14 protein-coding genes are annotated in these 12,921 nt (G+C 50.3%); 3 read left to right on the forward strand and 11 right to left on the reverse strand.

Going from position 1 to position 12,921, the window contains the following annotated elements:
* Positions 1 to 143 precede the first annotated feature (143 nt).
* Positions 144 to 1,682 carry a right-handed parallel beta-helix repeat-containing protein gene (locus E8L22_RS07965; RefSeq protein ID WP_136524635.1) on the forward strand — a complete coding sequence of 513 codons (1,539 nt, stop codon included), beginning with the start codon at positions 144 to 146 and terminating at the stop codon, positions 1,680 to 1,682.
* Positions 1,683 to 2,026: 344 nt separating this feature from the next.
* Here E8L22_RS07965 and E8L22_RS07970 read toward each other — a convergent pair whose 3' ends face one another.
* The 11 genes from E8L22_RS07970 to E8L22_RS08025 form a co-directional block, all read right to left on the reverse strand.
* Positions 2,027 to 3,277 carry a hypothetical protein gene (locus tag E8L22_RS07970; protein ID WP_136524636.1) on the reverse strand — a complete coding sequence of 417 codons (1,251 nt, stop codon included), beginning with the start codon at positions 3,275 to 3,277 and terminating at the stop codon, positions 2,027 to 2,029.
* A complete protein-coding gene (locus tag E8L22_RS07975) occupies positions 3,252 to 4,274 on the reverse strand; it encodes a nucleoid-associated protein (protein WP_162604796.1) in 1,023 nt (340 codons plus the stop codon). Before E8L22_RS07975 ends, E8L22_RS07970 begins: the two co-directional genes overlap by 26 nt.
* 811 nt (positions 4,275 to 5,085) lie before the next feature.
* Complete coding sequence (locus tag E8L22_RS07980; protein WP_136524638.1) at positions 5,086 to 5,448, reverse strand: hypothetical protein; 363 nt, start codon at positions 5,446 to 5,448, stop codon at positions 5,086 to 5,088.
* A gap of 412 nt (positions 5,449 to 5,860) precedes the next feature.
* On the reverse strand, positions 5,861 to 6,406 hold the full coding sequence (locus E8L22_RS07985; RefSeq protein WP_136524639.1) for a hypothetical protein: 546 nt from the start codon (positions 6,404 to 6,406) through the stop codon (positions 5,861 to 5,863).
* A gap of 126 nt (positions 6,407 to 6,532) precedes the next feature.
* A complete protein-coding gene (locus tag E8L22_RS07990) occupies positions 6,533 to 6,781 on the reverse strand; it encodes a hypothetical protein (protein ID WP_136524640.1) in 249 nt (82 codons plus the stop codon).
* Positions 6,782 to 7,091: 310 nt separating this feature from the next.
* A complete protein-coding gene (locus E8L22_RS08000; RefSeq protein ID WP_136524641.1) occupies positions 7,092 to 7,337 on the reverse strand; it encodes a hypothetical protein in 246 nt (81 codons plus the stop codon).
* Complete coding sequence (locus E8L22_RS08005; RefSeq protein WP_136524642.1) at positions 7,327 to 8,112, reverse strand: hypothetical protein; 786 nt, start codon at positions 8,110 to 8,112, stop codon at positions 7,327 to 7,329. Before E8L22_RS08005 ends, E8L22_RS08000 begins: the two co-directional genes overlap by 11 nt.
* Positions 8,109 to 8,375, reverse strand: a complete 267-nt coding sequence (locus E8L22_RS08010) for a hypothetical protein (RefSeq protein ID WP_136524643.1) — start codon at positions 8,373 to 8,375, stop codon at positions 8,109 to 8,111. The genes E8L22_RS08005 and E8L22_RS08010 overlap by 4 nt, the downstream gene beginning before the upstream one ends.
* A gap of 42 nt (positions 8,376 to 8,417) precedes the next feature.
* Positions 8,418 to 8,666, reverse strand: coding sequence for a helix-turn-helix transcriptional regulator (locus E8L22_RS08015; protein WP_136524644.1), 249 nt, complete (start codon positions 8,664 to 8,666; stop codon positions 8,418 to 8,420).
* Positions 8,667 to 8,783: 117 nt separating this feature from the next.
* A complete protein-coding gene (locus tag E8L22_RS08020; protein ID WP_136524645.1) occupies positions 8,784 to 9,215 on the reverse strand; it encodes a hypothetical protein in 432 nt (143 codons plus the stop codon).
* A gap of 40 nt (positions 9,216 to 9,255) precedes the next feature.
* Positions 9,256 to 10,515, reverse strand: a complete 1,260-nt coding sequence (locus E8L22_RS08025; protein ID WP_136524646.1) for a tyrosine-type recombinase/integrase — start codon at positions 10,513 to 10,515, stop codon at positions 9,256 to 9,258.
* Between the two features lie 392 nt (positions 10,516 to 10,907).
* On the opposite strand from E8L22_RS08025, the gene E8L22_RS08030 reads away from it, so the two are divergent.
* A complete protein-coding gene (locus E8L22_RS08030; protein ID WP_136524647.1) occupies positions 10,908 to 12,314 on the forward strand; it encodes a tyrosine-type recombinase/integrase in 1,407 nt (468 codons plus the stop codon).
* A 275-nt stretch (positions 12,315 to 12,589) separates the two neighbouring features.
* Entirely contained in the window at positions 12,590 to 12,820 is a 231-nt protein-coding gene (locus E8L22_RS08035; protein ID WP_136524648.1) for a helix-turn-helix domain-containing protein, read from the forward strand.
* The last annotated feature ends 101 nt before the right edge of the window (positions 12,821 to 12,921 follow it).

Below are 12,921 nucleotides of genomic sequence, written 5' to 3' on the forward strand. Positions count from 1 at the left end.
CATAGGCCAGGAGAAGCTATAATTGATGCGGCCGATGTCCTTATGATAGATGGCGTTGCAGGTATTTCTTTGCTCCCCGGGGATAGGGCCGAAATAGTAAAAGGCGGCACTAACTGGCAGACAATTTAAGAGGAGAAATTGAAATGAGAAAAATAGCGCTGATTCTGTTCCTAGTCATGTTTACCAGTGGAGGTGCTTTTGCTGCGCCATCCAATACTAGCGGCCCCTGGGGAATCGACGCCGCGGGTTTCCAGGATCTCTCCACTGCGCTGGCTTCACCGAGCACTGTTGGCAAAACCATTGTGATTTCTAAACCGATGACGATTAATAGTATGACCGTAAGCGGTAGCCGTGCCGTCAAAGTGATTGCAGGAGGTAGGATTGATATTGCCGCAGGCAAGACTCTTACCTTTAGTTCTGATTCCAGTTTTTTAGCCGATAACCATTCGGCCTTTGGAGGCACCGGAACGGTTACTTTTAGTTCAGGTTCAGTTAACGAGGTCCGCCCAGAATGGTGGGGGGCTGCATCTGGCACCGAAAGTGCGCCAGCTATACAGGCCGCAATTACTGCTGCAGAGGGCACGACAGCCTATGTCAGGCTCTCTGGTTTCTATACGGTATCAAAACAGATCACTGTAACCAAAACGATCAGGATTGTCGGTGCTGGGATGAACTCTGGTATTTATAATTTGACAGGTGCTAACAGTTCAGCATTATATTTCAACGGGAGTGCTTGGCCGGGATGTAATAGGTCAGTACTGTCAAACTTCAAGATAGAGGGCAATGGTACTACATCCGGTCATGGGATATGGGTCCATAACTCCGCAGCTTGGATGCATTTTGAAAACGTCTATTTGACAGGTAACCACCACGGCTACTACTGCGATGGCACGGATGGAACTGCTTTCTCACAGCGTTTCGTGAATTGTTACGCTAAGGCTAACTACGGCAACGGGTTCTACGAAAACACTACAGGGAATCCGAACCCTGCTTCTGAATTTATTCACTGCCAAGCGGAAAGTAATGTTATTGGAATAGAATGGTCATCGTCTCAGCTGAATATCATAGGTGGGGTGTATGAGACAAACGTTATCAACGAGATGTATCTGCATGGTACGGCTACCCTTATGGGCGTTTATTTTGAAGAGTCAAAAGGCCCGGTAGGGTATGGTAATAATGCTATGCTTCGAGTAGCCGGATATGGGACGGTTGTGTCTGGCTGTAAGTTCGCAATTAATGCTACACAGAATATCAGGTGCATTCACTATGAAAGCTTTACCATTGTTGAGAATAATGCCTTTAATGGCTCTACTCCGGCCGGATCGATCGGCATATATAACGGCTCAAGGGGGCAAATTTATACTGGTAGCAGAATCTTAGCAAACATCAGTAATGCTGTTGCAACATACTCCTCTCTAGGAACCGCAGAAACTACTTTTGCAGACATATCTGGGAATTACACGTTTCCTTCGGTGACATCCAAAGGTGCTGTTACAGCAGCTACCCACATTCTTATGAACGGTACACTGACCAACGGTACACCAGGGACAAACAACGGAAATCAGATAAAGATGGGCATGTGTCCTGCTGGTAGTGCTGCAAACTACTCGATATTCGTAGACTCAGCAGATGGGAAGTTGAAATACAAAGATGGTGGTGGGGTTGTAAACCTATTGTACTAGATGGATTATAACTAACGTGTGGTGGATGCGGGTTTTACTCAAAATTTAGGAGGCGGAACCCGCATTGTTTTTGGTAGATGTTTTCGAGGTCGGGTCGGTATTCTTTTCAGTGCCAAATTGCACGCGAGTTGGTGCCAAACCACCGCGCCGCAACACGTTTCATTTCACGCTTGGAGGTTGCACCAGAGGTTGCATAAAAACAAAGGGCCCACAGTGATTAGTTGTAAGCCCTTGTAAGTTGGCGAGATAGTCGGTATAACAGGCGCTGTAAGTAGTTGTTTGTGTGAGTATGTTTTGAGGTGCGATTCAGTATAAACCTCCAAAAATACCTCCATCTTTCTGGCTTACCTTATCAACGCCCACCCCCACAAAAAATAATGCTTCGACAGATAACATATAGCGTCAAATGTGTCGCGGAATTGCGGGGTCCATTGGTAGTACAGAAAGCATGCAAAAGCATAGTTACCCAGCACCAGCCCAGCGACAAACTGAAGTTTCCGGTCTAGGTAAAGCCAACGCCCCTGGATTACTTTAAAAGCCTTCTCAATTTTTGCATGAAGTGATGAGTATTCCTTTTCCAGCAAGCCTTCCTGGTAGGCGTACTCTTCCTTTATGGCTTCCAGGTTGGCTACTTGATTTTTGAGCAGCAACGCCATCAGGATCGTGAAAATGGATATACCACAGATGATGGAAGTGTTTTTACCATAATCGCCCTTCGTATCCAGTTGTGTCGATGCGATTATGAGGGCCAGTGGCACTCCCAAAAGTTTGTCCTGAATGTCGGAGAATACCTTGTTTATTCTGAGGATAAATTCGGATTTCCTTTTTTCGATCTCATCCCTAATCTTGTCAAACGAGAACTCGCTGACGAATACTGCGTAATTGTCAGTTGCTCTCCTGGTAACATCATCTAGCGAAGATATCAAGGATGTGAATGGGGTTCTGCTGCTCTTAATGGTGTCGACCACTACTCCCTTAAGGATATCCCTCTTGTTTGCCTCGTGCGGCGTGGATTCGAGAAAATGGAGCAGCGTTTCAGACTGAGATGCTTTTTCCACATCTGCAGCACCGTACTCTACACGCACTTCATATTTCTCTTTCAAAAGAAAAACCAAAGTAAGGACGCCCGAGCTTGACATGTCCGCAAAATCAGAAAGTCGTTGCAGGGTCTGGACAAAGGAGAGAATCGAGAGATATTTCGAGACGATCTGGGGTGGGGCTCCGTCGTCTTCTGAGCAGTAGTTGATATCCTCGACAAAGAACGCGATGGGTTTTTTAGTTAAAGCTGTGGGGAGATCAAGGAGCTCCTGGAATGTCCGTACAAAAGGGATGGTGGGGCCATTGCTTGTATTGAGCTCTATGTGAAACGTCTTCCCGCTGTGCAAGTCGAGGTTGATGTCAGATACAAGGATGCTGCGATCGTCAAGGTGAACACTCTCCGTAAGGCCCGCAGCCTCAAGTTCTGAAAGCTGCGTGAGCACGTTCGGAGTCAAGGGGGGCAGGTATCCTGCTACGGTTCTCGGCCCCCATTTGGAGTCGCCCATGGATCGGTAAACGACCGCAAGAAGCTTAAGTTTCTGTTGTGCTGTCAGCATGGATATCGTCCAGTTCCTGCTTTAAATCTTGTGGTAGTCCGTTAATCGTCAAGGTCTGTTTGGCTTTGTCATAATGGACCCGTTTCCCAAGCAACTCAGAGTCAAAACTAATAGTTAGTCCCTTCTCTTTCCCTGAAAATCTGTACAATCTCCTTAAGCTGCCGGCATGGGGTTCGAACCCGCTGGTTAGCTGATACTTCTCATCGTTCACAAATTCAAGGAATTCATTTGGGACGATCTCCCATACGTGATTTGCCAACTCGTCTAAGAGGACCGGCTCCCTGCTTTTCCTCTTCTTCTCGCAGTAGTCGAAGCACAATTTTTTTAATGCCTGTTTGTCTTCTTCTAGAAGATTTTTGGCATCACCAAAGTCCTTAACAGCTTGGACAAGTTTTTCGGTTAACCTCTTTGACTCGGTGAATTCATCGCACCCTAGGAATTCTCTGAAATACTTCGATATACCTTCAGTGCCCCGGCCTTTAATAAATGATAAATATTTACTGGAGGTATCAGTTTCCCAGTCGGTTACATTAAGTCTAGCAGCAAAATGTAGTTTATCTAGGTCCAGATGCATTGTTTTGTTTACTTCTAAGGTTGCTTCATCTATTGCTGTGCCACCTTTATCATTGAGCATCACTACCATTACATAATTTTTCATCTCAGTTTTGTAGTGTATGAATGCTATATATCCACCGGTGGCAAGTGTAGCATCCTTAATTCTATTCTGCAATCTGACCATTGAGTTATGTGTGAATTTAACAAACAAAGCTTGGTCAGATAAATAGCTCTTTACATATTTGGAAAAGGGATAATTTTCAGTGTCAGGATTGAAAATTCCGTAAGCCCTTGCACTTTTACTGTTGTACACGTTCAATATATCTCTTACTAAATCTTCGACTTCTACAGAAACGTTTAAAACCTCTTCCCTGGTCTTAATGCTTGCTTCTGTCGCACCTGCTTTTTTTAATACTCTGTGAATAATAAAGTTTTCAATCACAGCCGTCTCCTCATCGCTTAACGTCGGATAAATGATGCTCCCCTCCTGCAAGCCTAGATTGAGCGGATTGGCCGCGCTGGGGAACATTTGAACAAACGCTTGTAGCATGCAGGCTGTTAAATGGCAATGAATCTTCGTTGAGCTCGACTAATTTTGGTTCTCACCACTTTAACAAGCTACCTCCGACTACGGACACAATAAGTCGTGGAAGAGCCCTTTGTGGATGCCCGGCATGCACCTCGCTAAATCATTCTGTGGCGGCGCCTTTATCTTCTCATACATGAAAACTAGGACGGCGTGAGGAGAAGCATTGTCAGCGGAAAATCGTTCTGTTGTGGTGAACATCATGACTACCCAAAATAAGAAATGCTGCGCTGCCAAAACGCCGAGGGTAATTTATGAAGGGATTCCAGTGGGGTGCGCCACGGTCGATGGCACCGAAGCTTTGCTGGGCGAGGATACTCTTGATACGGACTGGGACCTCTCCGACGGAGTAATGCCACCGCCGGGTTTTTGGCGCGGCACCCACCACCGGGACGGTACCAGGGTCCCTGGCTTTACAGAGGAAGAGTACCAAGTAGGAGATCGTTGGTAGACAGCCATGGAGCGATTATGACCGAAGAGGAGAAGTTCCTACAGAAGGCAGCGCTACTGAAGCAAGCGATCCGGTTTGCAGAAGACTTGGATCAGTCAAAGGCGTCCCCACCAACGCTGAAAAACCGACTGCAGACGAATAGACGACGGCCCGAAAGGCGGCAAACTTGAGCAAACTAGCATGCAATGCGTGCGTTTGTTGCATTCTAGGAAGCGACTACTTCCTTTTATTATCCTTTTTGGCGGTTGTGCATGGATACATGCTTTTGAGAGCAAGGAATAATACCGAATCGATTGTAAATAATGGTTTTGCATCCTCTTTCATTTCATGTAAAGCCAAATACGCATCTAGAATCTTTCTGTATTTCAAATCTTTTCCTTCTGGCACACAAAACAACTTTTTCTGATGTGACACTTCAAGATAATAATTCGCATCTTCTAAGCCTACGCCTACACCCTGGACATAGGCAGTCACCAGATCCTCAGATTGTGGGACCGTTTCATACATAGCGACAGAGATGCGATCAGCATTGCTTACAACTGGCAATAAAAGTACGGCAGCAAACACCAGAAAACGCATAGATCCTCCTTCAAGGTTGGGTAATGATCCTGGCAAGGTCGTCACCCTCGCAGTCGGTTAAAGTGTACTGTCGCCGCTCCACGTGACCAAGTAGGTCACTCCGTCCTAGCAGCGAAAAGCTTGAGCCAGGGGACATCGACTAGTGACCAGAGCCTTAGATGGTAAAGACGCCGGCACAGAATGATACCTGAGAGGCCCGACTAGAGCCTAGAAATAAGATTTTTGACCGAGGTCCGGTCCAGGCACCAGTCTTCCCACGGGCAGTCAGGATGCTATCGTCATTCAACTTGGCTGTACCAATACTGTTATTTTTTCATCATGCCACGGCTCCTCCAGATGCTAAGAAAACGAGAGCCAGGGTAAGTTTCACCCTGGCTCTGCTTGCTGCCCCTCTGCCGTCCCCTAAAGAGAATCACCTATCGCCTAAACCGTTGGGGACACCCCACCGCCACACATTGTATACCCGCTGTGGTGTGAGCTGTTCAGCGACCTTTTCAAGCATTTGCTGCTGGGCCAGTGCTGCCATCTCGCTACTGTTCATCCGGCCCAGCTCCGTCGTTGAAACCCGGTCGATGTCTACTCCGAGTTTTAGGGCGGCCTGCTGATGCCCTGTCAGCTTCGAATTATCCTTCTTCTCGGACCTCCAGGCTGTGGGACCCATTCCATGAGTCGGCTTTTTCGGGGGGGGCTGCGCAGCCCGCGGCATGATGGGGGAAGAATCCTCAACCATCAGGCGTTCGTTACCCCAAGCACTTGGCTTGGCCCCCCAGCGAAGGTGCTTCTCTGGCTGTGTAGCTGGTTGCTTCGCCTTTGGTGCCGGCGGTGTTGATGACTGACGATTTTGACTTGTTTTCTGCTCTAGTTCTAGAGCCAGTTTAGCCGCCTCACGTGGGGGGTACCCAGCTTTTACAAAGGCACGACCGCGGGCCATCAAATTTTCCTGCCTAGATTTCTCCATGATTTCAGTCTCCTCTACTTTCTGGTTGTCTGGTCTGCGCTCTCCCTGTTCTACTCTTCTGGTGTTCTGACACTACGGGGCTCCCTGGCCCATGTGGTGGCGGCCATTAATTCCGGCATGCCCTCCTCAGTTGTAGGCGGGGCGATCATCCAGCCCCATCGCCGCCAATTCGGCCAACAGTTCTTTATCACTCATGCTGCTAAAGTCGTAATTTACCCCACGCACGTCAGGATGCCTCAGGAGCCATTCGTACTCATTCGGGGCAAGGCCCGCCTGAATAGCCAGCGCGGCGAGCTCGCCGTTTGTGATGTTTCGCAATGTGGCTTCGAGGAGTTTCTCCCGGCCTCTTTCCAGCCGCTGCAGTCTTTTTCTCATTTATCTCCCCCCTTCAGGAGTTGCTCAAGTGCTTCGACTCGCTGCTCCACGTCTCCACTTTCGATCATTCGCGCCAAGAGGCTTAGAATGTTGCCCAGCTTGGAGGCGTCAGCTATATCAAGGCGCCCCGCTCTCGCTTCCCGGTACACAGCCGCGAGTTCTGCTCGGCAATGTTCCACCTTGCTAAGAGCCTTCCTTGCTTTAGGGGGGAGGGGGGTGCTGAGGCATTTACCCGACTTTCCTTTGCCTGGTAAGGTTTTACCCATAGGGGTGGCTTTTGTTTTCGGTTGCATCACCTGCTCCTTGCTGCCTAGTTTCTAGCCCGATCCTGAAGGGCCTTTTTGACACTCCACTTAAGCCGCCGGTGCACCTCAATAAACTCCTGTAGGTCCACGTCCTCCGAGAACTGGCGCCGGGTCTCCCGCAGGGTCTTGTTGTCAGTAAAAATGTATTCCGTCTCTTGGCTGTTGAGACTGGGAACCATCCGACAACTGAGCCCTTTAAGCTCACACCATGCAGCCTCGTAGCTTGATTCAATCACAACTTCAGCCCTCATTGTGGCCCTCCTTGTCCTGATAGGTTCCTATACGTCGATTAAGATCGAAAAAATCGGCATAATCGTATTGCTCTGATTCCATCGCTGGCTCCTCATCCTCCCACCTGTGCCCGTTCAGCCACTTTTCCGGAAGAGGGATGTACTGGCCTCTGTCCTTCTGCCAGCCGGCGGAGCGTTTTTGCCGTTCCAAAGCGGAGAGCATACCGGCGAGTAAATGCTCGTCAGGGTTGATCTTCAACCAGGTTTTTTGGGCTGCTAGCTTTGCCCCCTTTTTGGGGTATGCCTCCCAGAATTGAGCGAAGAGCGGTGAGTCAAAAGTCTGTTTCTTCGGCTTCGGCAAAGGTTTTTTTAGAGGTTCTGGATTGGGATCTGGATTAGGTTCTTTAGTAGACGTGCGTGATCCCTTCGGCTTCCCTCTACTATCACTTCTTGATCCCTCTGGCCGTTCTGGTAACCGCTTAGAATCAATAAGCCTTATCCCTCTGCTATCCCTCTGCGATCCCTCCGTTATCACTAGCGCGATCACCCCGCGTTGATTTTGCCGCTTCCTAGTGTTTTCAGGGTATTCGATGTGGGCTCCAATCTCCTCTATGAACCTCTTTACTCTGCCTTCCGACCACCTCCAGAGCTTTGAATAGCCGCAAACAGAGACTGGGTTTTCTAAGTCATAGTCGCAAGTCAGAGAGAAAATCGCTTCCAGTCGGGTGAACGGGCGGTCGCGAGGGAGGTCCTTGACGAGCACCTTCGAAATGGGGATCCATCCCCCGCGGTTCACTCTGCAACTCCGTTGACCCGCTCGACCTGCAGCGCACGGCACGCCCCCACGATATTGATGTAGACGTTAGTGATCTTTTTGGCTGGAATGTCCAGCCTTTTCCCCTTGTCGAAGTTGTCAATTAGCAGTCGCGCCTCCGGAGTGTCTTCAGTTGACATCACACAGCGGGCCGAGCACGGCTGCTTTTCGACAACGACGCTTAACCCGGCCGCTTGCAATATTGCAGCGTGCCAGATCTGCCTTGTGGTTATCCTCGGAACCATCCTTCACCTCGTTTTAGTCGTTTGCACATAAAACCGTTGGATTTAATTGGTTACGCTGTTATCACCTCCTTCTTGATTCTTGTTCAGAAGTGCAAGAACTTCGGACTTCCTCCAGCAGGTGGTGCGCGGGCCGAGTTTGATCGGCTGCGGGTACTTCCCGCTCTTCACGCCATTCCACCAAGATGTTTTGCAAATAGGGATGATCGGAGGGATGGGCGGGCTAGCCTTCGGGTCTCCAACGATTTGGGAGAGCCTCAACAAGGTGTTGTCCGTGGACAGCGATGCGTTCATGATTGTACCTCCTTGCGCGTGGTTGAATCTTGATACCGCAAGGAGGCTTAGGTGAGTATGGAAATGAAAAAGTGGGGAATTGTTTTCTAGGTGGGGGGATGCAAGGGGGGCGGTGCTTCAGTCTTTCATCACAGAATTTATGAAGATACGGGCAAGGGATTTACCTATTTCAGTGCGAGCCTCTTCGTCTGCAGTTGCCAAGGCCTTATTCCCAGCCTTTACTGACTTCAGGATTTTTTCGACTTTATCAGGGGAATTGTCTTCTCCCTTCTGCTCTAGGATTTTTCGATAGCATTCATCCTTTGTCTTGCACTCTGACGCCAACTCTTGAAACAGAAGGGCGTTCTCTATTGTCTCGTCTTTGGCCCCTTTCTTCCTACCTCGTGTTTCCTTCTTCTCTGGCAGATCAAGCGGCCTGCAGACGATCCATTCCGCAGCCTTCAATCTTTCTTGCTGTGTTAGCTGGTCGCCGTTCAGTATCTTGTTGGCAATGATTGCTTTCTGCCAGTCAAGTTTGGTGCCCAGTTTTTTCAAGTCATCAATACTCATCGAGTTGTGTCTCCTGTAGGGTGTGCTCGAATCCTGTTCGCTACACTCCTTCCACCCTCTTAAGTGGCAGCACCTTGGCACCGACTTTCAGCCCATCCAAATAATCTGCCCAGGTCTGCATCATCTTCCGTCTCTCTGAGAGATGGGCGGTTCTATTGTAAGCCCTTCCGTTCGGGTCTTTGACTGCGTGCCCCAACTGATGCTCCACTAGGTCGACACGGCATTGCAGGACCTCGTCGAGAATGGTTCGCGCTAGGGCCCGGAACCCGTGGGCCGTCATCTCGCCTTTGAACCCCATGCGGTCAAGGGCCGCATTGATCGCCATATTGCTCATCGGCCGGGTAAAGGAGCGTGCAGAAGGGAAGACGTAACGGCTATGTCCCGTTAGCGCATGAAGGGCCTGCAGGATCGCCACAGCCTGAGCTGAAAGGGGAACGAGGTGCTTTTCACCCTTCCTATCTTCTTTTACGCGCTTCTTCAGCTTCATGCGCTCGATCGGGATATTCCACTCTGCCGCCTCCAGGTCGAACTCCGACCACTCAGCTTGCCGAAGCTCTCCCGGGCGTAGGAAGACAAGGGGAGCGAGTCGCAGGGCGCACTGTACTGTAAAGGTACCGTTGAAGCCATCGATAGCCCTGAGTAGGCCGGCAACCTCTTTAGGATCGGTAATCGCCGCATGGTGTTTCTGGCTCCGTGGTGGCAGTAATCCCTTGAGATCCGCTGTCGGATCACGTTCCGCCCGACCGCTTCCAACAGCATAGCGGAAGATTTGCCCTATCATGAACTTTACCCGGTGGGCCGTTTCGAGCGCAACCGCCTCTATCCTCCGAAGAACCTTAAGCACGTCTGGTGCCTTCAGCTCTGCGATCGGCCTTGCACCAATATCGGGAAAGACGTACTGCTCAAGTCGACGCAAGACCCAATAGGAGTGAGACTCCGACCAGGTAGGTGAAAACTTGGTATGCCACTCCCGGGCGACAACTTCGAAGCTATTTGCTCCGGCCTCCTGGCGGGCAGCCTTCTTTGCTTTGTTTGCGTCCGAAGGGTCAATGTCGTTGGCGAGTAGAGTTTTTGCATCATCCCGGCGTTTGCGGGCGTCGGAGAGGGAGACAGCAGGGTAGGCGCCGAGAGCTAGAGTTTTGCGCTTTCCGTCGAAGCGGTAATCGAGGCGCCACAGCTTTCCGTTGGTGGGGGTGAGGAGGAGGTACAGGCCGAAGCCGTCAGCGAGCTTGTAATCCTTTTCCTTTGGCTTTGCGCTTCTAATCTGCATGTCCGATAGCGGCTGAATCCGTTTTGGCATCAGATCTCCTTTTTGACGGTACCGGAGGTGCGATTTTGGCGGGATACCGCCAAGGCTGCCGTCAAAATAGATGAATGACACCATAGCAAAATGAATGTTGCTGAACAACCCAAAAAGAAAAAGCCCTGATTTCTCAGGGCTTCGTGTCCAACGTTGAAGGACGTTGGTTTTTTAGGTGGCGGAGAGATAGGGATTCGAACCCTAGGTACCTTTCGGTACACCTGATTTCGAGTTTAACGTGCCAACCTCTATGCTGCTACATATTCATATCACACTCTGTTCAAATAGCTGTAATTGCTACTTTTATTAGTTGATTGACTTATACTGCTCTATACGGTATTGTTCCCTTGTCTGCTACATATGTGCTACATATTTTCCAGAAGGGGGAAGCCATGCCCAAGAAAGCCCTATCAGCATCAGTCATCCAGAAGCTGCCCTACGCCCCGCAGGGGAAGCAGGAAGTTTACTTTGACACCCGTGTTGCCGGATTCGGCGTCAGGGTGTCGGCTAACTCGAAAACCTACTTTGTCCAGACCAGGGTGAGGGGGCGTGTTAACTCCAGTGGACGGCCTTTAGAAATCAAGGAGTCGCTGGGGAAGGTGCAGATCCAAAATAGCAAGGTTGACGTTAAGGGATTCGAAGCGGCTTTAGAGCAGGCGCAGCAGATCATCAAAGATGCAGAGCGTGGCATCACGCCAGATGATCGGCAAAGAGAAGCGCGGGAGCAACGCCAACAAGAGGAACGGGCGCGGAAGGTTGAGGAGGAGAAGGACATCACCTTGGAAACGCTCTTCACACGCTACATTGCGATGAAGACGGCCAAGGGGAAGCTCAAGGCATCAACTGCCGCACAGTACAAGATGAGTATGGAGACGCACTTCGCTGATTGGCTCCAGCGTCCGGCGAGAGAGATTACGGCAGGAATGGTTGAAGACCGACACATTGAAATTGGCAAGGGGAAAACCGCGCAGAAGTACACGACCAAGAAGGGGAACGAACGGAGAGGGCAACGGGGCGGGAAGGGTGCCGCTGACCTTGCAATGCGGGTACTACGTGCGGTCCTTTCCTATGGCGTAGCCGTTTATGACGATGTATTTCTCAAGAACCCGGTGGGGATCTTGTCAAAAACAGATGGATGGTACAAGCTTGACCGCCGGGAGAGCTATATCGCCACTGACCAGCTCAAGGCGTGGTTCGAGGGGCTGGATAAACTCGACAGCCCGGCGAGCCGCACCGTCCTAATCCTTGGCCTATTCACTGGAGCGCGGAAGAATGAGATACTGCGGCTCAAGTGGTCCGACCTCGACCTTGAGACGGGCATAGGCACATTCAGGGAGACGAAGAACGGAAAGACACTGGTGGTGCCTATCGCACAGTATGCCGTGGCCGCACTCAAGGAGTATCAAGCGCAGTCATACTCCGGCCCCGATGGCTACGTGTTTCCCTCCCACGGCCAGACCGGCCACCTACGCGACCCCCGCAAGTCTCTTGAGAAGGTGACACAGGAGAGCGGCGTTAACTTCATGCTGCACGACTTCCGGCGGAGCTTCTTGACCTTCTGTAATGCGATCCAGATTCCAGCGTGGACGCAGAAGCGCCTTGTAAATCATGCGAAGCCGGATGATGTGACGCAAGGATACGTTCAACATGAGATCGAATTCCTGCGGCGTGACGTTGAATCCGTGGCAAAGTTCATCTTGGATCATGCAGAGCTGGTTGTTTCCCCTTTATCAACAGTTGCCGCGCCTACAGCAAAGGTCGTGCGTTTGGAACAACGCCGAAAGAGCAAGGCTGCATAAGCCGCATTTGTAAATCCCCCTCGAAACGCCCGGTTACTACCTGCCTGGGCGTTTCTTTTTTTAGAGAAATGGCAAACGCCTTGAACACAGAAATAATCTCCTGTAGAACATTCAATAACAGCTACACACCCGGTTAGTTCATCCCTGCATGGGTTACTGAATCCCGGACTGATAGACCTGATAAAGGCTCTATTGGTCCGGGATTTTTTGTTTCGGGCTGATAGGCGACCAACCCCTGGACTTACCTCAAGGGCAACGAGAAAAGGAGAAGCAAAATGGCAACGGTAGAAAAGTGGCTGACTATTTCGGAAATGGCGGAAAGAAGCGGGTTCTCTAAGAGCTTCTTTTACTGCAACCGCTCCTTGGCTAATCAAGGGCTTAAGGCAGCATCACTACCGCCCATGGTGGGCATTGGTAGAAGTGTCCGTTGTAAGGAATCTGCATTTGACGCCTGGATGGCTGGCGAGTTGGGAAGCGACAAGGGAGCCGTCCAGAAGGCTGCATAAAGAGAAAGCCCCCAACCACGGGCAATGGCAGGGGGCTCCAGGGTGCAACTATCAGGGGTGTGAGATGACAATACGCAACTGTAGTGAGTGGGTCAAGCCAA

The sequence above is a fragment of the Geomonas ferrireducens genome, assembly GCF_004917065.1.
GTDB lineage: Bacteria > Desulfobacterota > Desulfuromonadia > Geobacterales > Geobacteraceae > Geomonas > Geomonas ferrireducens.

Excerpts from the sequence above, each read along its gene's own strand:
- E8L22_RS07990 (WP_136524640.1), bottom strand. The coding sequence starts at position 6,781 with ATGAGAAAAAGACTGCAGCGGCTGGAAAGAGGCCGGGAGAAACTCCTC.
- E8L22_RS08015 (WP_136524644.1), bottom strand. The coding sequence starts at position 8,666 with ATGAACGCATCGCTGTCCACGGACAACACCTTGTTGAGGCTCTCCCAA.
- E8L22_RS08020 (WP_136524645.1), bottom strand. The coding sequence starts at position 9,215 with ATGAGTATTGATGACTTGAAAAAACTGGGCACCAAACTTGACTGGCAG.
- E8L22_RS07980 (WP_136524638.1), bottom strand. The coding sequence starts at position 5,448 with ATGCGTTTTCTGGTGTTTGCTGCCGTACTTTTATTGCCAGTTGTAAGC.
- E8L22_RS08025 (WP_136524646.1), bottom strand. The coding sequence starts at position 10,515 with ATGCCAAAACGGATTCAGCCGCTATCGGACATGCAGATTAGAAGCGCA.
- E8L22_RS07965 (WP_136524635.1), top strand. The coding sequence starts at position 144 with ATGAGAAAAATAGCGCTGATTCTGTTCCTAGTCATGTTTACCAGTGGA.
- E8L22_RS08030 (WP_136524647.1), top strand. The coding sequence starts at position 10,908 with ATGCCCAAGAAAGCCCTATCAGCATCAGTCATCCAGAAGCTGCCCTAC.
- E8L22_RS07970 (WP_136524636.1), bottom strand. The coding sequence starts at position 3,277 with ATGCTGACAGCACAACAGAAACTTAAGCTTCTTGCGGTCGTTTACCGA.
- E8L22_RS08000 (WP_136524641.1), bottom strand. The coding sequence starts at position 7,337 with ATGAGGGCTGAAGTTGTGATTGAATCAAGCTACGAGGCTGCATGGTGT.
- E8L22_RS07985 (WP_136524639.1), bottom strand. The coding sequence starts at position 6,406 with ATGGAGAAATCTAGGCAGGAAAATTTGATGGCCCGCGGTCGTGCCTTT.
- E8L22_RS08035 (WP_136524648.1), top strand. The coding sequence starts at position 12,590 with ATGGCAACGGTAGAAAAGTGGCTGACTATTTCGGAAATGGCGGAAAGA.
- E8L22_RS08010 (WP_136524643.1), bottom strand. The coding sequence starts at position 8,375 with ATGGTTCCGAGGATAACCACAAGGCAGATCTGGCACGCTGCAATATTG.